We start from the raw sequence: 19,521 nt of genomic DNA on the forward strand, positions 1-19,521 counted from the left end.
CGGTCAGGCCGACATCGTCCGGGGCGGCCCCAACGCCGATTGCCATAACCGGGAGAATTCCCTCGCCCACGGCCAGGCTCTGGGCAGATGCAGGATCAGTTTCCTAGCCCGGTGAGCAATCCGGGCCGGAACCCCGATGATTCGTGTCCGCAGCGTCTGAGCGCGCACTTTGCTCATCCTGCCGCCGATGAGTCCGGCAGCAGCCCGCAGCAAGTTGTGAGTGATCGCTGCGATCGTCACCCAAGCGGCATTGGCGTTGAACACCCCGGAGGGCATATGCGCCAGCGCACCATTCTTCAGTTCCGCATTGATCTGCTCGATGATCGCGTGCTTGCGATGCATGCGATCAGCAACGACAGTGTCGAAACGGTCTTTGTCCACGGTGGTGAAGAACGCGTGGTGCCGGAACAAGTCGAACAGAGTGTCTTGTCCGGCAGCGCGTTTGGTTTCGTTGAGTTCTGGGATACGGCGGACCACCAGACGGCCCGTCGCCTGCAGGGACTTCTCCTTCGAAGTGAACGCGGTGAACGGGACTTCAGCGACTTCAGCCTTCGAAATCCAGACCCCGGACTCTTCGTCATAGAGGCTCATCGTAATTGAGAGTGTAGAACCGGTCTGAAGCCACCGGACTCGAGCAGACACCTGGCGATGTAGTGGGTGATGTTACGGAACCCCAAAGCAGACCCGCGCAGATGTTCAAGCCTGCCGTTGATCGCTTCAGTCGGACCATTGGACGTTCCCGGTCGGGTGAAGAACGCCAGCACATCGGCAGCTCGGCGCTTCAGAGTCCGTCCCAACCGTTTGAGCTCGACCAGCTCTGTCGGCAGATTCGTCGTCAGTGCGTCGATGACCGTTCTCAAGAGCTTCTTGCCCTCGTTGCGGTCGGCGGTTCGGTAGGCGTTGACTATGTCTTGGTAAACAGCCCAGGTGACTTCGACTTCGGTGAAACTCGAATCGGCGAACAGGCCTGCGATCCTCTCCTGCTGCTTGGTCGTGAGCAGATCAGCGCCTGTGTGCAGAGTCCTCCTCGCTCGATACAAGGGGTCTTTCGCTCGTCCACGATGACCAGTGGTCTCCTGCTGAATACGACGACGAACATCATCGAGAGCATCACCGGCGAGCTTGACGACATGGAAGGGGTCCATGACTTCGACCGCATCGGGCAGTTCCTCGACCGAGGCTGTTTTGAAGCCGGAGAATCCGTCCATCGCGACGACGTCGATGCCATCACGCCAGTCCTTCGGACGGGCTTTCAACCACTGCTTGAACACCTGCTTCGACCGTCCGGGCATCATGTCGAGCAGACGTGCTGGGCCTGTTGCCTGGCTGATCGGGGTGAGGTCGATGATGACGGTGACGTACTTGTCGCCACGCCGAGTGTGCCGCCATACGTGCTCGTCGACACCAATGACGCTGACCCCGTCGAAACGCGTCGGGTCGTTGATCAACAACCGCTTACCTTCAGCGAGGATTGCGGAGTTCGCGGTGTGCCAGGACACGGCGAGTTTGCGTGCGATCACGGACACGGTGTCGTGGTCGATGACGAGGGCACGCAGCGCCCAGTCGAGGCCGGTTCGAGAGATCTTCGCTCGTGGGGGCGCCGCAGCAGTGGTGTCTTGACGCCATACGCGGTCGCACTCGACGCATTTGTAGCGGCGGAGGCGAATATGAAGCGTGGTCGGTCGGTGGCCGAAGGGTTCGTGGGCGAGACGGCGGACGACGGTATCGCGAACGATCCCGTGGCCACCACACCGTCGGCACCAGTCATCGGCAGTGTTGGGCCGGCATTCCAGGATGGCTTTGTGTCCGGTGATGTGTTGGCCGGTGCAGGTCAGGTCGAGGGTGTCGAGTCGGCAGAATGTCGTGAGGTCAGGGGTTGAGAAAGTAGGCTTGGCCACGTCGAGGTCTTTCGGATGGGTTGTGTGAGAACTTCCATCATCGGAAGACCTCGACATCTATCCGGGTAGCGACGCGCCGTGTCCTGGAATCACCGATCTACACTCTCGTTTACGAAGAGCCAGGAAAGTTCAAGGATTGGGCGGCCGCCTTTGCCGCTACGGGGAACGATTCGTTTGTCGCCTACTCCACTCGATATGAGTCAACAGTGCCGCCGACTCCGCTCCCCTGGTCGAAATTCTGACCCCAGCCGGCCCCGTCGTTCTCCTGCCCTCGGTAGTGCGTCTCCACACCTGCCGAATGCAGAGCATTGATGAAGACGGATCCTGCGAACCCGGAGCCCGCCGTAGGGTCAGATGTTGACAGACGAAGCGGCTGAGCCGAGACGAGCCAGACGGCCGACAGAGAGGCCGCGGGCCAGCGAAAGGCTCGTGGTGTGGACGCCTGTAGCGATATCGCGCTGGTCACCTGCCGAAGACTCGTCTTCGCTGATGTTCCCCAGTACGTACTCGTGCGCAGGATGCGGAGAGTTCTGCTTTTGTGGTGTCGGTTTCACTCGCTTTCGTCCGGGCGCTCGACGTTCTCATCATCGCGTCCATCATCCATTCGAAGCCGCCGCGACTGGTAGAGGTACTGCCCGATCAGTCGGATGAACTCATCAGCGCGGTCGCTCTCACCAGTGAGCGCACCGGTGAGCTTGCCGAACGCGCCCTCGTTGAGCACAGCCGCATCTGTGAGCGTCTCGCGCAGCTCCGGCGATGCCATGAACTGGTCGAGAGCATTGTGGTCGATCTGATCAGCTATGCGGGGGTCCTCCTCGGCCATGCCGGCCGCGGCGCGGACGAACCCCTCGATCTGCGGGTCGGCGAACTCGGACCCGAACAGCTCGTTGATCTTCGACACCACCTCCGACAGCAGCACCTGCTGCGGGTCCTGGCGCGACACGTGCGATCCGAGACCCGTGATGCCCTGCAGGCCGGGCGTCTCCTGATCACCGGATAGCGCGATGTCGGCGCTGCCCTGGTCGATCTGTCTCACCCGCCGCAGCTCCAGACCGGACACGTCCACGTCCGCGTCAGCACCGTCGGTCGGCAACAGACGCACCAGCTGACGCAGGAACTCGGCGAGATTCTCGAGGTCGCTCGTGCCATAGTCGACTACCTGGGACATGAAGTCATACAGCCTGACATACGAGCCGCAGTCTTTCCGGAACGTGCGCAGCTCGTCGAGCGCTTCGCTGTCTTCGTCGGCCTCAGCCTCGTTCCAGCGGGCAACGAACTCGTCACGTGCCGGAGTCACAGCCGCAGCCAGCGCGGCATGCGACTGCTTCCGCGCCCACCATGCCTCCGCATAACGCTCGACATCGTTCGACGTGTAGATGCGCGCCTGAGCGAGCTTAGTCGCCAGCTGGTGGACGAGGTTTGGGTCGGTCTCCTTCTCCACGTGCGCCTCGAGGTAGTACGTCAGAAACGCCTCAAGGATGTCACCGGGATCGTTGACGAAGTCGAGGACGAACGTGCGGTCCTTCATCTCCCCTGACGGCGAACGGTACGTGCGGTTCAGGCGCGACAAGGTCTGCACGGCATGCACGTCCGGTAACTTTTTGTCGACATACATCGCGCACAACAGCGGCTGGTCGAAGCCAGTCTGGAACTTGTCGGCGACGATCATCAGCCGGTACTCGGGCCGTCGGAACTCGCGTGCGAGGTCGGAGCCAATGCCTGGATTCATCGAAGCCTCGGTCGCGTCCTCGATGCCGTAGTCCTCGTCGCTGAGTTTGCCGCTGAACGCAATGATCGACTGGTACGCGTACCCGCGCTGCTTGAGGTACTTGTCGGTCTCGATCTTGTACCGCAGCGCAGTCTGGCGAGAGTCGGTGACGACCATCGCCTTCGCATGCCCCTCTAGCAGATGCGCGACGTTGGCACGGAAATGCTCGACGATGATCTCGACCTTCTGGCCGATATTCGTCGGATGCAGTTTCGCGAACCGCATGATCTTCCGCGTCGCCGTCTTCGGATCCACAAGTGTGTCGTCGTCTGGGCCGATTCCCGTCGCGATGCCGGCAGCGCCCTGTTGCTCGATCTCAAACGCCGTCTTGTACGTCTGATAGCCGCGCAGGACGTCGAGGATGAAGCCCTCCTCGATCGCCTGCCGCATCGGGTAGACGTCGAACGAGACCGGCTTACCATCGTCACCGGGACGGCCGAAGAGCTGCTTTGTCTTCGCCTTCGGCGTCGCAGTGAACGCCACCAGCGATACGTTCCTCGCCCCGGCTCGTGCCGCCGTCTCCGCAGCGATCTGTCGTTCACGGTCGGCCTCGACGAGCTGGTTGATCACGTCCTGGCTGTCGAACTCGTCATCATCGGCGACCTCGCCACCTTCGGTGAGCACCTTCTTCAACTCCGCCGCCGTCTTGCCCGACTGAGAGGTATGAGCCTCATCGACAATCACCGCGAAGTTCTTCGTGCCCAGCGTCGTCTCCAGCAGGTCCTTGACGAACGGGAACGTCTGCAGCGTGACGACGATGATCAGCGACGACCCGGTCAGCGCGTCCAGCAGCGCTCGAGATTTCGAGCCCCCGGACCGGCGCACGGCGGCAGAGTCAATTACCGCAACGGCACTGCCGGTGTCATCGACCTGCTCGACAGCCTGCTGCAACTGGGCATCGAGGACACGGCGGTCCGAGACGATGATGACCTTGTCGAACACCTTCTCGTTCAACCGGTCGTGCAGGCGCGCGAGGCGATGGGCCGTCCACGCGATCGTATTCGTCTTCCCCGAACCGGCAGAGTGCTCAATGAGGTACCTGCGACCAGGGCCCTCATCGCCGATCGTGTCGACAAGCTTCTTCACCGCACGCCACTGGTGGTACCGCGGGAACATCAGCGCCGTCGAACGCTTGATCTTCCCCGTCGCCGGGTCCTCGTCCACGTCGGTCTTGAGGAACATCTGCGAACCGAGGACGGACAGGAAGTTCTCCCGCTGCAGCACCTCTTCCCACAGGTACGACGTCGCCGGTCCCGAGGGGTTGGCTGGGCTGCCTGCAGCACCGGTGTCTTCGTGGCCGCGGTTGAACGGCAGGAAGTGGGTCTTCTCCCCCGCGAGCCTCGTCGTCATGTGCACCTGATCGTCATCGACAGCGAAGTGCACCAGCGCACGAGTGCCGAAGCCCAGCAGCGGCTGGCCCGCCGGGTCACGATCCTTCCGGTACTGCGTGACAGCAGTTCGCCACTGCTGCTTGAAGAACGACTTCAACTCGCAGGTCGCCACCGGCAGACCGTTGACGAAGAAGACGAGATCAATCGACCGTTTGTCTCTTCGCTTCGGCGAAAAGTACACCTGCCGGGCGACGCGCAGCCGAACCTTCTGGTATTGCTCGGTCACCGTTTTGTTCAGCGACGTAGCCGGCTTGAATTGGCACATCCGGAAATGAGCAGTCGCCCCACGAGTGTGCGAGAACTTCCGACGCAGGACGTTGAGCGTTCCGCCGCCCGAACTCATCGGCGTGTCCAGCCTAGTGACAAGCGTAGACAACAGCGCCTCACGGTCAGCATGCTCGGCACCCGTACCGGCGCGCACGACCTTCGCGTACTCGTCCGGCTGGGTCTCGCTCAGCCACCAGAACACGTCCTCGGGCCAGACCGCTCGCTCAGCGTCGTAGCCGTCGTCGTTCGGGCTATAGAGCCAACCATGCGCACCGAGATATTCGGCGATCTCTACTTCGAGCGCTTCTTCGCGGGTTGCGTCTGGTGACGCCATTGTCTTCATCCAACCTTTCGTGCTGTACGTACGTCGAACTGCCCCGTCACTGCCGCCGTGATTAGCGCCGCACGGCGCTCCTTCGCCAGCACAATGTGTTCCTCGGCTTTGGCGATGAGGGAGTCGATGCGGGAGGCCTGATCTTCTATGTGCTTTACGATCGCCCGTTGTTCCTCGACTGGCGGCAAAGGTATGCGAATTCCAGCTGCGGTATGTTGATAGATCGTCTTATGGGTGGATCCGATCATCATGACACTGAACTCTTCTCGCATTGCACGAAAAACCTGCAACAAATACTCAGGAAGCAAAAGAGGGCTACAGATCCAGTTCCAGAAGTCTTGGCTCGTGGCCATGGGAACTGGCATGATACCCGAAAATCCGACTGACGCAGTTCTAGATAAAACGACTGTTCCAGAAGGAAGTAGTTCGGCAGCCGAATTCGAAAGCCCGAGAGAGCTGATCTGGCTACTCGTCTCACCAAGATAGGTTCGTTTTCCATCTCTGAGTTGCCAAACATCAGCCAAAGTAAACCACGGGATCGATGTGTTCTCCCAGTACTCAGGAACACTTCGACTCGGCGTATGCCCTGTCTTCATTTCAGCAACGCGTCGGATGTTCAAAACTTGCCAGGTCCTGGGAATCGCTTCTACCCAGGAAAGCCCGCTTGCCTTCAGCGAAGCACCATTCCGCAGTCCGCGCGTCACAGCGTGGAAGATCAGCCCGGCTCGCTTCTCCGCTAACAGCCCGATGAACTCCTCCTGCTTCTTCACGAGCGCGTCGATCTGGGCCGTCTCCTTGTCCAGGTAGTCGGCGATGGCGCGCTGTTCTTCAGCTGGCGGCCGCAACCAGGGTGCGGCGCTCAACTCCTCACGATTCACCTTGGGCATCTTTACGCGCATGGAGATCTGCGTTGTGAAATCTAGAAATGGACGCGAGAGCATGTAGTAGACCAGAAATCGAGAATCATCATTGGGATGCCGACTCGACATGGCATACATGTCTGCGCTACAGAGACAGTCCATCGGCGCTATGGCGACTTTGTTTAAGGCGGGTCGTATTTTGGAGTAGAGCACCTGCCCCTGGCGCGCAAAATATTTCCCGCTGTCCGCCCCTTGATCGCGCGCAGACACTATGTTCTTGATGCGTGCCGTTCCGCTTTCAATATGATTTGGTGCGATCAGTGGTTTAGATGCCCATGGTTCACTACGCGGATCGACAAGTCCGTCGTTAATTAGCATATGGCGTCCCATTTTGGAGCTCTGCCAGCTCTGCGTACTGTCGCTCATTCGAGTAGTACCACCGTTCAATTCCATACTCACGACTCAACCTCGCGTAGCAACCCCATGATTTCTCCAACAACGCGCTCGAGATCAGCGTCGATCTCTTTTAACGGCCGGGGCGGCACGTACTCGTAGAAGTGGCGCGTGAACGGGATTTCGTAGCCGGTCTTCGTCCTGTCCCAGGCGATCCACGCACCGGCGACATGGGGCTTCACTTCGGCGTCGAAGTACGCCTGCACAGTTTCCTCACACGCCTCGTGCGTCTTCGAGTGATCGCCCCAGCCGAAGGGGACGTTCTCGGTATCGCGCAGGTCAGGATTCGGCTCGAGCTCACCCTTGTTCTTGCCAGACTGAACTGCGCAGTAGTCGGCAGTCTCGTCGTGGACGCCGATGGTCTGCCACAGCTTCTTCCGCTGTGCCGGCGTGAGTCGAATGCCGTGGTCGCCGAGGTGGCGGCCGAGTTCCTTGTCGAACTTCTCCCTGTTCAGGTACACCTCGTCGCCGAACGCCTCGAGCGCAGCGGTGACCCCGTCGACCTTCGCCAGCGACTTCTGTTCAGCCACAGCACTGATCGCCTCGGGTGTGCACTGGAACCGCAGCTGCAACGGGCGTTCGACGGTGACCGTCCAGTACGCGAAGTCGCGCTTGTTGAACGTCTTCACCGGGACCTCGACGTCGTCCTCGCTGAGCGTGCCAGTGAAGGCACGGACAAGAGCGTCACGGTGCACGTCAGGGATCTCGTTCCTCTTTGACCCGATCGATTTGCGCAGCTTTGTGCCGAGCTTGGTCGCGTCGATCAGTTGGACCGTATCTTTGCGATCTGCTGGCTTCGCGTTCGACAGGATCCATAGGTAGGTCGCGATGCCGGTGTTGTAGAACATGTCGTTGGGCAGTGCCACGATTGCCTCTACGAGATCGTTCTCAAGCATGTAACCACGGATCTCCGACGGGCCGGAGCCTGCCCCGCCGTTGAATAGCGGTGAGCCGTTGAGGACGATGCCGGCCTTGCCGCCGCGACCGGTCTCGTCGACGTCGCGCATCTTCGAGGCCACGTGCAGGAGGAACAGCATCGCCGCATCGCCCACAGCCGGTAGTCCGGGTGCGAAGCGTCCTTGACCGCCGCAGGCATGCTCCGCCTTCACCTGGGACTCGACGGCTTTCCAGTCGGTGCCGAAGGGAGGGTTGGACAGGACATAGTCGAACTGACGGTCCTCGAACCGGTCTGTAGTTAGCGTGTCGCCCTGACGGACGTTGCTCGGGTCCTGGCCGGTGATGAGCAGGTCTGCCTTGCAGATCGCGTAGGTGCGCTTGTTGATCTCCTGCCCGTACAACGCAGTCGACGCGTCCGGGCTGAAACTGCGCAGGTGCTCGTCGGCGACGCTGAGCATGCCGCCGGTACCGACAGTCGGGTCATAGATTGACCGGACGGTTCCTCGACCACGAAGAGCATCCGCGTCATCGGCATAGAGGAGGTCGACGAGGAGGCGAACAACGTCGCGAGGCGTGTAGAACTGACCTGCGCCCTCGTTGGCCGACTCGGCGAAGCGGTAGATGAGGTTCTCGAACAGGTCGCCCATATCGGCGTTCGACACCGCGTCCGGCGACAGGTCAATGCCCTCGAAGTGCTGGGTCACCTGCGACAGTCGCTCGCGATTATCAAGCGTGCGGATGACGTTCTCGAAGTCGAAAGACTTGAACACGTCGAGGTTTGACGAGAACCCGCCGACGTAGTCGATGAGGTTTTCTGCGAGGTTGTCGGGGTCTTGGAGCGCTTTCTTCAGCGTGTAATTGCTCGTCGTCCAGAACGACAGGCCGGGGTTGTCGGTCGTGCGTGTCTTCAGCTTAAGGTGCGTGCGTCGCTGCTGCTCCCCTTCGTAACTGGCGACGATCTCCGCCATTAGGTCTCGATGCGGGGCCATGACGCATTCCAGCCGGCGGAGCACTGTGAAGGGAAGGATGACTGAGCCGTACTCGGATTCGGAATACGGGCCACGCAGAGTGTCGGCGACACTCCACACAAAACCTGAGAGAGCTGACACGATCTCGATTTCTCCTGGCAGACGAGACAAACGGGCGATTTGTCTCGATACTACCGGTGCGGTGTGACATGACGTCGAAGTAGCTCGGCGATGTCCTTGCGGCGGCCCTCTATAGCCTTCTCGCCCCCGGAAACACTGAGAGGCGACCTCCACGAAGCCACATCGTTTAGAGGACCTTCAGGCCATCAGCACCGAAAGCGTGGATGTGGAAGGCCCAGGCACGAGGGAAAGCTCTTCACGTGGGTAATCCAAGCTTGTCAAAGAAAGCTCTATTCCTCTCAGTGGCTGCGTTTATCAGCCCGTCGAAGCTGACGACTTCGATGTAAGCTTTGGCGGCATTGTTATAGCCGAAGTAACCAAGCCCATCGTGGGTGGGGCGCAGATCCGAGATCTCGCAACGCTCGATCATCTTCTCGGTTAGGTCGGCAATGATGTAACAAAATGCTGGCGGCTCTTGCGTCGGAGGGATTGGCCTTCCACTCGCGGTGGTCACCCCGCCCGCGCGAATCCGTTTGACGTAGTCGAGGCACTGCTGAATCGGGTTCTTGTCCTCGGTTGCGTCCTTGCGCATAGGCCGTTTGATCTCGACCACAACGATCGACGGCAGCGGCAGTTTCTGCCCCTCAGCAGCAAGCACAGGCGAGTCGATCAGCCGAGTCGCGAGAATGTCGGGCTCCTTCGTCGACTGGGACCCGGTGACTGGCATACTCTTCAATGTTTTGTCGGAGGCGAGGTAGTCGTGAAACGCAAGCCTCTCGTCGATGATCCACAGATTCGATCCATCGGCGGCGATGTCATTCGACTCTGTGCGCATCGGGACGATGAGAGAGTGAATTGCGTCTTCCCGGCTGTATTTGCCCTCCTTGTCGGCTCGGATCAGGCGACCGAGTAAGTCCAGAACCGTACGACGCCGCGCGACATACGCTGCTAGGTCGGATTGATTGATATCGCTAACCGTCGCGATGTATCCCGCAAGTCGCTCCGCGAAGTCATCTGCCGGGTCCGCCTGAGCCTCTGCGAAGATCTCCTGCCCTTTAGCGAACGCCTCCGATTCGATCTTCTGCAATTGTTGGTGAAGCTGAAGCTCGAGCTCCTGGTCCTTGGCTGATGGGTCGACAGTGATGCCGCGCGCTTCGATGGCGGCAAGCACAGGTCGATACCGCGGTGCGCGCTTAGTTACGAATTCGTGGACACGCCGTTTACCCTCCTCTCGTGCAGACGAAAGAGGGCCCTCCAAAATATTGGAAACCTCTTCGAGTACGGCTTCTCGGATGTCGTCAAGCGACAAGTCGTCGACGAGTGTCTGACCTGGGATCCGGTCGCTGATGTCAAATGCTGTCCGGTCCGATCGGACACGTTCGTCAAGGAAGTCCGAGGTCAAATAGCAGGCGTATACGAATTCCCCAGTGGATCCGTCCACAAGCCGACCGTGGAGTCCTGGCACCTTGCCACTCAGCTTCTCTTCAAGCACGACCCGGCTTGCCGCACACCAGTGCAGGCGCGGGACTGAATTCCGTGTCGTCACTTTCAGCCGGAGGTTGAGCATGTCGAACTTTCGACCCTTAACCTCGATCGTCGAAGGTGTCATTGCCGAGTCAACAAACTCGTCCATTAAGTCGGCCAGGGATATAGTCTCGTCTTCGTCAGCGACCGTGACGACAGGAGCGCCTCCCGGTCGGAGAAAGTACCAGATGCAGTGCTCAAAGATTTCACGTGCGATCGCGTCAACACCTTTAGGAGCGTTCTGCTGGAATGACTTCTTGAAGCCGTCAAGGCTAATGACCGATCCCGGGCTATCAAACCCTTCGGCATCTCCAGCGTGCTCGACCTCTTGAGCAATTGAGAACCGGAACTGACGACCTCGCAGTTTCCCGTCTTCGTCCTCGTAGGCGCTTCTGACAGACACCCGATCGAAGGCCTTGAGCCAAAGTAGTCGGCCAACACCGCGGCAGCCGAGGGCAGACTTGAAATCGCTGTCCAAAGTTTCGAAAGATGACATGTTCTCAGGAGTGAATCCCAACCCGTTATCAGAGACGTCAAAGCCAATGATCGGCTTCATGGGAGCTCGACCCGGACCCGTCTGGCCAAGGTCAAGTTCCTCTTGCAAGTCTCGGCGCACTTTCACCTCAATTCGGCCGACTTCGTCGGATCCGACTGGCCGCGCGTCGATTGCTTGAATACCGTTGACGATAGCTTCGAGCAAGGGGAGGAGTGCATGACTTTTGGGCAGGCTCGTGTTCCGGACTCTTCCTGCGAGTGATGTCATCAGAGCCACAATCGTTCCTCCTTTAACCGTTCCAGCGATCATACATTTGGGTACTGACTCGGAACTTGCGAGGACGATCCTCCGGGCATTCTGCGTAATCAAGATCCATCAATTGGCTCAATCTTAGGGTTCTGTGCCGTGCAACCTTCGCCTAGTCACCGCCAGTGTGCCCATATACAAATCAGTTGAATGCGATTCGTGTCCGTCCCTTAGCTCACACTGTCCTCATGGCTGAGGACTATGGCACAGCGACCTGGCGCTACTGGCAGAAGATCCACAACGATGCCTGTCCCCGCAGTACGTACCGTGCTCGCCCGCCGGTTCCAGTGCGTGCCCGACGATTTTTTGAGCATGACGGAGCCGTGTGGGTCGACGGCACCGCGACACGCCTCGCGTTCGACGGAGCCATCTTCGTCGAGAATACTGACCGACGATGCCAGACCATCGGTGTCTGGTTGTCGCCGGCCGACGTATGGTGGGCGGGCAAACCTGCTACTTGAACTTCTGCTGTGGCTTGTAGTTGAAGATCGACTCTCCAGGCCGATAGGGCTGACCAGCCGTCTCGCGTTCACGCCGTTCGTCCTTGCGTGACCACCGCATTCCGACGCGTACGCCTTGCGCGATGACGAGGATGAGTATGACGAGGCTGATTGCCCAGAGGATCAGCATTCCAATGAATGTTCCCATTGCTAGAGCTCTCCTGAGTAGTGGTGGAGTCTGACGGTCAAATCACATGTAGGGATCCCAAGAGTCATACTTCCCCTGAAGCTGTTCCATCGCCATCACAAAATCCTCGACTTTGCTGATGCAATCGTCGCTTGTCGAGCAGTCCTCAGGTAACGCTTCTCCGGCTTCGGAAGCCGCTGCGGCTGCGTCTTCGGTGGACTGCCAGATGCTCGCAATGGATTCTGGCGGATCTCCAAGGTAGACGAGTGAGTCTTCGTTCGTGGCGGAATCAAGTTCGAGCAGCTTGGTCTCGGCAATGAGACCACCGCTTATTAGGCTGAGTTCACAGGCCATGATGTCTGTGCCATCCGCGACGCCCATGGGACTGCAGTAGTTCTGCTCCCACGTCTCAAGCCAATCATCAACATCTCTGCGCCCCTCGGCGATGATCGACGCGAATTCCTCTGCTGCGGGGCCGGTTGATTCCGTCTCGGCCGCGGCCGGTGCCGCTGCTTCGGTGGTCTCTTCTGGCACGGAGCACCCGGTGATGATGAAGGTGGCAGCCACAATGGTGGCAAGGAGTTTCTTGGGCATGACCGGATCATAAGTCGTTTACGATTCAATCACACGGCTACTACCGGCTTAGTATCCAATTCGTTATGGACGTGTCCCAGGTCATGTGCTGCTGGCCAAAATACTCTGGTGAGAGTAAACAACAATCACGAGCATGACTGCCTCTCCCGCATCCTCAGCGCTCCAGCCCAACGACGGTCACGAGATACCAGTGCCTACGGAGTAAATAGACCCCACATCCTGAGCAAGATGCCGATCTCGGACAAACTAGCCCGCCCCTGAGGGCGACCTCATGCCACCGATTCGAACCCGGCAAGACCTCGCCAATCCTCCGCGACAGCCCGCAGACCCGAATTCTTGCCTACGCTCAGAGTAGTGACGACTACGGCGGCTAGTCTCGAGTAATTCTCAGCGCGCACGAAATAGCAACTGCGCACGCATCTCGCTCTTGCAGAGGGTCGACGAATGTCCGAATGCCCCAGAGTGACCCGAAGTCGCTGGAACGTTGACATCGTCGGTCGATGCCAATGAACACCCCGGCCCCTGCGGGCCACGCATTGCAAATGACGGCCATTCCTAAGCAGCCGAAAGGCATTGGGACACACACTCTTCAGTGACGGTCCGGCGCTTATAAACTGCCCATAGGCCTTTTAGCTATCCCGTCAGAGCGAGGAGAGACACCGAACCATCACAGAATTCTGGACTCAACTCGTTCGTAAATCTCGCACGCTCGACTCTCAAGTTCCTCCTTTAGCGCGCGCTTCCTCTAGTGCGAAATAGATCTCGTCATGCGCTCGGATCGAATCTGCAGCTCCGCCGCCCAGTTCCTCGGTGATGACGGAAAGAAGTACGTGGATAAGAGACGAAGCAGCCACTAACGAAGGAAAGTGGGAGCTCCCTTCGGCGGGGATAACCAGAACGTCATCAACATACGAGGTGAGCTGAGAGAAGCGCGTATCGGTAATGAGCATAACTCGAAGCCCCCTGGTTCTACCGACTCGTGCAATTGCCTCGAACTCGGCCGGCGTCCTCCAGAAGTTCATAATCAGGATTACGTCTCCAGGAGAGGCCGACGACATCGCCGTGTGTGCTGCCTTGCCGCCCCATCCGACAGGAACAGTGGTCAGGCCCATCCGAGCGCCGACGTGCGCAAACTGCGTGAGCGGACCTAGATAGCTTCCAGAGCCAAACAGCAGAATCGTCGCCAGTTGCCCTTCAACGTCGTGAAATCCCCGGATCAGGTTTTGCGCGAATCTGCAACATTCGTCGGAGTCGAGGGTTCGCTTAAGTGAATTAATAGTCATCGCATCGGTCGACAACGCTGCATCTATCACTGACCCTTCTCGTTCAGCATGAATATCTAGAAGCCCCGAGGCATCGAGGCCGGAAAGATAAAGCGCCCGTAGCTCTTGCTGAAGATCAGTCCACCCGTTGCATCCCAAGGTCTTTGCACTACGAACAACTGTCGCAGGGTCCACGCCGACGCGGTGTGCGAACTCGGCAATCGTTGCGGTGCTGGCATACTGCGGAGCCCCAGCAAGTGCTCGCACAACCCGCGATGACTGCTTTCCTAGACTCCGATCGCCGAGCTTCGACAAAATCCAGTCTTCGACTCGATTAAGCCCTTCACACGAGGAGACACGGCCATCTCCCCTCGAAACATTTTTTTGCATTTAACCCACTTTGCAATATAGCCTCAACCGTGTCACAGCGTAGTGCCCATCAGATGCTGAGGAATCAGGAATGACTTTTGACACCAGCACGATCAGCCGACCTCGAATCGGCGTGCGTACCCTCAATGTAATCGAGAACGTCGGCAATCGACTACCACATCCAGTGTGGCTCTTTGCCATCCTGTCGATTATTCTTGCCCTCGTCAGCGCGTTGCTCAGCGCTCTCGGAATGGTTGCGGTGAAACCTGACGGCGAGGCCGCTCCGATCAACAATCTCGCCAGTCTCGAAGGCGTCCGATTCGCTCTCTCAAGCGTCATCGACAATTTCATGGCGTTCCCACCCTTGGGAGTGGCTCTCGTCGCCCTGCTCGGATTGGCAGTAGCCGATCGGTCCGGCCTCATCACAGCATTTATGCGCCAATCATTGGCACGGGTCTCACCCCGTTTCCTCACGCCTGTCGTTGCCTTCACCGGTTCAGTCGCTCACGTCGCAGGTGACGCAGGATATATCATCCTGATTCCACTCGCCGGCATCATCTACCGGTCGATGGGCCGCAGCCCTATCACGGGCGCTCTCGTCGCTTTGGCGGCATTGTCCGGAGGCTCATCGGCCAGCCCGATCCTCATACCGAATGACGCCATATTCTCGGGATTGACTACCGCGGCCGCGCAGACGGTCGATCCAGACTATGTGATGACGCCAGTCGGCAACATCTACTTCACAGTGGTCTCTTCACTGTTCTTGACTCTGGTCATCACAGTCGTCGTCGACGGCTTCCTGTCGAAACGCATTGAACGCCGACTACCGATTGATGTCGACGCCGAAGAGTCGGCGCGACACGAACCCTTGTCGACCGCCGAGGTCAGGGGACTGCGCAATGTCGGGATCGCTTTGTCGGTCTACATCATCGGGCTCATCGTCGCGACCATACCCACGGGTTCACCTCTGCGCGGCGAAGACGGCGGTATCATCGACTCCGTCCTCATCGACAGCGTCGCCGTATTCCTCGCCCTCTTCTTCGCGATCGCGGGAACTGTCTACGGGATCTCCGTCAAAAAGATCCGCACCAGCGCAGACATCCCAGATCTTGCGGCCGACGGGCTCAAGGACATCACCCCGATCTTCGTCCTCTTCTTCGCCGTCTCTCAGTTCCTCGCCTACTTCAACTGGACAAACATCGGCACCCTCATCGCCACGAGTGGGGCGCACTTCCTCGAAGGCATGAACGCACCGAACCTCGTCATCTTCGGCGGCATGCTCCTCATCGTCAGCGTCATGAACTTCTTCATCACCAGCGGCAGCGCCCAATGGTCCCTCGTCGGACCAGTATTCGTCCCGATGTTCATGCTCCTCGACATCTCGCCCGAGACAACGACGGCCCTCTACCGCATCGCGGACTCCTGCACGAACATCATCACACCGATGAGCCCCTACTTCGCCCTCACTCTCGGAATCATGCGCGGATACCGCAAAGACGTCGGCATCGGCAGCCTGTTCTCACAGACGCTACCGCTATCAATCGCGCTATTCATCGTGTGGACTGCTGTCTTTGCGCTCTGGTACCTCATTGGCCTGCCCCTTGGTCCCGGCGCACCAGTCCGCTGAACATCCCACCTATCCAGCTAACCTTCGACCCGAAAGCACACCAGTGAACAGTTCTTCTCAACAGCCCTCCAAGACCTCAGCATGGAAGGTTACGCCTAGCGAGTACGCGCAAGATCGCGAATTCGACTTCGAGATCCCCACAGCACCGCAGTCGCTGTACATCCCAATGTCAGACGGTATACGACTTGCTTCCGATGTGTTCATACCGCAGGTCGACACAGGCGCGCCGGTACAGCCGCGCCCGACCATCCTCGTCTTCACTCCGTACTATCGCCGCTTCGCGAGCAAAGACGATCATCAGGGAAGCAGTGCTGAGCTGTCGCCCAACACTGCTCGCTACCGAGATCTCTTTGTGCCGGCCGGTTACAACGTAGTCGTCATCGACGTTCGTGGAACAGGGGCGAGCTTCGGCCATCGTGAGGGGTTCCGCTCCCCCAAAGAACGCAGCGACTACATCGAAGCCATCGAGTGGGTCATTGATCAGCCCTGGTCAGATGGTCGAGCCGGCATCACCGGAATCTCCTACCTCGGCGCTGCCGCCGATTTCGCCGCAAGCACCGGACACCCCGCGGTCAAAGCGATAGCACCGCTCTTCTCGGTCTGGGACACCTACGAGAACAACTACTTCCCCGGCGGAATCCAGCTCAACGACCTCATCGACTCCTACGCTCAAATGATGATCGGCCTTGACCAGGACGATAGAGAATCCATCCAACCATACGCAGCATATGCACACCCCAGCTTCAACGGGCCCGCCCCCGTCGACGCAGACACCGACGGTTCACTGCGTGACGCCGCGGTTGCCGAGCACAGGGCGAACTACCGTCATGCCGACATGATGCGCGAATTCGCCATGCGAGAGAAGCCATTGCCCTACGATCCGAACTACTCATCGGCGAGCTTCAGCCCATACGCCTATAGCGCTGGAACGAATCAGGATGTGGCCATCTATTCTGTCTCAGGATGGATGGACGGTGCCGGCTACGCCAACGGTGCACTGACACGTCATCTCACCCTGACTTCCAATCCACGGCACCTGCTGCTCGGTCCATGGGACCACGGCGCACGCAGCCACGTTTCTCCGTGGAGTCCCGATGGCGTTCCAGACGAATCGTGGTGGTACGACATTCTCCGGTTCTTCGACGAATATCTCTTCGGTATCGACACAGGCATTCGTCATGAAGATCCGATCCACTACTACACGATGCACGCCGAGCAATGGCACTCGGCTGACACGTGGCCTCCTGCCTCAGATAACATCGCCTTCGAACTCACCAGCAGCGGGAGCCTGAAAGCCGTAGACAGCACTCCCTACCACGACAACGACAAGCGCAGAAGAGGCGTTGACTCGGCAACCGTCGTCAACTACCCAGTCGACTTCGCGACCGGGACCGGGACGAATTCGCGGTATGAGCGCATCGCCGGCAAGAACCCTGGGCCGTACTATTCGGACTGGCAAGGGCGGACAAGCACCCACCTGTGCTTCGACTCCCCTCCACTCGACCGATCCGTTGAAATCAGCGGTCACGCAATGGCAAGCATTCTGCTGAGCAACGACCAACCCGACGGAAACATTTTCGTCTACCTCACCGAAGTCGAGTCAGACGGCACTGAGCGTTATGTCACCGAGGGCCTTCTCCGCCTCCTTCATCGGGCCGAAGCACAGAACCCGCCAGAGATTGCTACCAAATGGATCTACCGCTCTTTCAGAGAAGAGGACGCACACCCATTGACACCGGGCGTGCCGGAGCTCATCCGCATCCCGCTACTACCCACAGCCTGGCGGTTTGCCCATGGCAGCCGAATCCGGCTCTCTATCGCCGGCGCGGACAGCGACCATGCGACCCAGACCCCTCATGGTCGTCCGCCGCACTACTCCGTCATCGTCGGCGGACCATCGACACTGGTCATCCCAGTGGCAGAGCAGAGGTAAGCGACTGCTCCATGCCGCACTGCACGAAATCAGACCTGACAGCGAAAGAGCACTTTCTGATGCACTCACCCAATCCGCGCACAAACGCATACTCATCGATGATCGTCACTCCACAGCCCGAAGCCACCGACACCGGCGCGATGGTTCTAGACCACGGAGGCAACGTCGTCGACGCAGTTGTCGCAGCGGCACTCGTGCAAGGAGTCGTCGACCCACTCATGTGCGGCATCGGCGGAATGGCGGTCATCCAGATCGTCACGCCCGACGGTGAGCGCATCGTCATCGATGGACTCGGACAGAGCCCTGCAGCCGTGAGCCCGAACATGTGGCAAGCCGACCTTCTAGGTCCCACTCCCGATGGCTTCGGCTACAGAGTTAAGGACTTCGTCAACGAAACTGGTGCCCAATCCGTCATGGTGCCAGGCACGCTGAAAACGCTTGCATCCGTCCACGAGCGTTTCGGTTCGTTACCCTGGCACGATCTCTTCGACGAAGCTGTGAGGTACGCCGAAGAGGGTTGGCTTGTCCGACCACATCTCCAAACCCTCATGGTCCAGGACGAGACGAAGTATGGCCGCGTGAACTTCGACGACAAGCTCCTTTTCACCCCCGACGGCAAACGCATCTACGGAACGCACGGACGACCCCCACGACTGGGGGACACAATCACCAACCCCGAACTTGCCTCGGTCCTCACTCACATCGCCCAGCACGGAGCTGAGGAGCTCTACTCGGGTGAGCTTGCCACCATGATCGCCGACAGCATCGCGGAAGACGGCGGGCTCCTCACTCTCAACGATCTCAAGAACTACGAAATGCACGACCTCAACCCGGTGACAGGTTGGTACCGCGGGCTCGAACTGTCATTACCGCCGCAACCGGCAGGCGGAATCCAAACCATGGAGACCTTGGGGATCCTCAGCCACTTTGACTTATCTGAGATGGAACACAACTCCCCCGAGCACCTCGAAATCCTCATCGAAGCAATGAAATGCGCGCTTCAGGACAAGGAGAAGCTGTGGAACCGAAGTCGGTCGACTACCCGGGACTATCTCCGGCTACTCGACGAGTCGTACCTTTCACGAGCAGCCGCACGAATCACAGGAGGCGAGCGTGTGGATGTCGATGCCGCCCGTTACGAATCACCTCACACGACCCATCTCAGCGCGATGGATACCGATGGCTTCACCGTCGCCCTTACTCATACTCTCGGAAATCCTTCGGGTTACATTCCTCGGGGCCTTGGGTTCATGCTCAACGGCGGGATGAGTACATTTGATCCGCGCCCTGGAACCGCGAACTCGATCGCACCGGGTCGTAGGCGCAACACGACCTCGTGCCCAACTGTTGTATTCGATGGGTCAGAGCCGGTCATGAGCATTGGAGCGCCGGGGGCGTCCTGGATCACACCAGCGATCGTCCAAGTGATCTCGAACGTTTTCGATTTCGGTATGGGCATTCAGGAAGCGGTCTTCGCTCCGCGTGCGGTTTCAACATCGAACGCAGTCGACATCTCCAATCGCATACCCCGTAGCGCCGAGCTAGAACTATGCAGCCGAGGATACGAAGTACGTCGATCACCCCTCAGCTATGCATTCGCAGGCGTCCACGCCATCACGCTCTTCGACGGACAGCTGAACGGAGCAGCAGACCCGCAACGCGACGGTTATGCGGCCGGAGTCAAATAGCAGCAGGGCGGAGTCGCCGCGCGCCTAATACGACTGATTCCCGCCCGTCCAGACGACTCAACTCACCCCACGTTTACCCATCTTTTTCAGTGGAACCCCACGGAAACTACTGGAAACTAAACGAACCTCCGGAGCGCCA

The 19,521-nt window shown here is 59.1% G+C and carries 12 protein-coding genes and 1 pseudogene; 4 read left to right on the forward strand and 9 right to left on the reverse strand.

The window, feature by feature from the left end; genetic code table 11:
• Window positions 1-3 precede the first annotated feature (3 nt).
• The 6 genes and pseudogenes from IG171_RS10250 to IG171_RS10275 all read right to left on the reverse strand — a co-directional run.
• Window positions 4-588, reverse strand: a pseudogene (locus IG171_RS10250) (transposase); the annotation flags it as partial.
• Window positions 588-1,898, reverse strand: coding sequence for an ISL3 family transposase (locus IG171_RS10255; protein ID WP_212127363.1), 1,311 nt, complete (start codon window positions 1,896-1,898; stop codon window positions 588-590). The gene IG171_RS10255 and the pseudogene IG171_RS10250, both read right to left, overlap by 1 nt.
• A gap of 550 nt (window positions 1,899-2,448) precedes the next feature.
• Window positions 2,449-5,667: a DEAD/DEAH box helicase family protein gene (locus tag IG171_RS10260; RefSeq protein WP_212127368.1), complete on the reverse strand. Its 3,219-nt coding sequence runs from the start codon at window positions 5,665-5,667 to the stop codon at window positions 2,449-2,451.
• Window positions 5,664-6,944, reverse strand: a complete 1,281-nt coding sequence (locus IG171_RS10265; RefSeq protein WP_212127369.1) for a restriction endonuclease subunit S — start codon at window positions 6,942-6,944, stop codon at window positions 5,664-5,666. The genes IG171_RS10260 and IG171_RS10265 overlap by 4 nt, the downstream gene beginning before the upstream one ends.
• Window positions 6,945-6,973: 29 nt before the next feature.
• Entirely contained in the window at window positions 6,974-8,977 is a 2,004-nt protein-coding gene (locus tag IG171_RS10270; RefSeq protein ID WP_212131633.1) for a class I SAM-dependent DNA methyltransferase, read from the reverse strand.
• A gap of 235 nt (window positions 8,978-9,212) precedes the next feature.
• On the reverse strand, window positions 9,213-11,180 hold the full coding sequence (locus IG171_RS10275) for an ATP-binding protein (RefSeq protein ID WP_249203605.1): 1,968 nt from the start codon (window positions 11,178-11,180) through the stop codon (window positions 9,213-9,215).
• 290 nt (window positions 11,181-11,470) lie between these two features.
• Between IG171_RS10275 and IG171_RS10280 the strand changes: the two genes are divergently transcribed.
• Window positions 11,471-11,743: a hypothetical protein gene (locus IG171_RS10280; RefSeq protein WP_212127370.1), complete on the forward strand. Its 273-nt coding sequence runs from the start codon at window positions 11,471-11,473 to the stop codon at window positions 11,741-11,743.
• On the opposite strand, the gene IG171_RS10285 is transcribed toward IG171_RS10280, so the two are convergent.
• The 3 genes from IG171_RS10285 to IG171_RS10295 form a co-directional block, all read right to left on the reverse strand.
• Window positions 11,736-11,930 carry a hypothetical protein gene (locus IG171_RS10285; protein ID WP_212127371.1) on the reverse strand — a complete coding sequence of 65 codons (195 nt, stop codon included), beginning with the start codon at window positions 11,928-11,930 and terminating at the stop codon, window positions 11,736-11,738. The two genes, IG171_RS10280 and IG171_RS10285, sit on opposite strands and share 8 nt — an antisense overlap.
• A gap of 42 nt (window positions 11,931-11,972) precedes the next feature.
• Window positions 11,973-12,503 (reverse strand): hypothetical protein, encoded by a 531-nt coding sequence (locus tag IG171_RS10290; protein ID WP_212127372.1) that lies wholly within the window; start codon window positions 12,501-12,503, stop codon window positions 11,973-11,975.
• Window positions 12,504-13,219: 716 nt separating this feature from the next.
• Window positions 13,220-14,155 carry a MurR/RpiR family transcriptional regulator gene (locus IG171_RS10295; protein WP_212127373.1) on the reverse strand — a complete coding sequence of 312 codons (936 nt, stop codon included), beginning with the start codon at window positions 14,153-14,155 and terminating at the stop codon, window positions 13,220-13,222.
• Between the two features lie 70 nt (window positions 14,156-14,225).
• On the opposite strand from IG171_RS10295, the gene IG171_RS10300 reads away from it, so the two are divergent.
• The 3 genes from IG171_RS10300 (at window position 14,226) to IG171_RS10310 (ending at window position 19,382) form a co-directional block, all read left to right on the forward strand.
• Window positions 14,226-15,761, forward strand: coding sequence for an AbgT family transporter (locus tag IG171_RS10300; RefSeq protein WP_212127374.1), 1,536 nt, complete (start codon window positions 14,226-14,228; stop codon window positions 15,759-15,761).
• 43 nt (window positions 15,762-15,804) lie between these two features.
• Entirely contained in the window at window positions 15,805-17,694 is a 1,890-nt protein-coding gene (locus IG171_RS10305; RefSeq protein WP_212127375.1) for a CocE/NonD family hydrolase, read from the forward strand.
• Between the two features lie 98 nt (window positions 17,695-17,792).
• On the forward strand, window positions 17,793-19,382 hold the full coding sequence (locus IG171_RS10310; RefSeq protein ID WP_212127376.1) for a gamma-glutamyltransferase: 1,590 nt from the start codon (window positions 17,793-17,795) through the stop codon (window positions 19,380-19,382).
• Window positions 19,383-19,521: the final 139 nt, after the last annotated feature.

Source organism: Brevibacterium sp. SMBL_HHYL_HB1, assembly GCF_018208375.1.
GTDB classification, from domain to species: domain Bacteria; phylum Actinomycetota; class Actinomycetes; order Actinomycetales; family Brevibacteriaceae; genus Brevibacterium; species Brevibacterium intestinavium.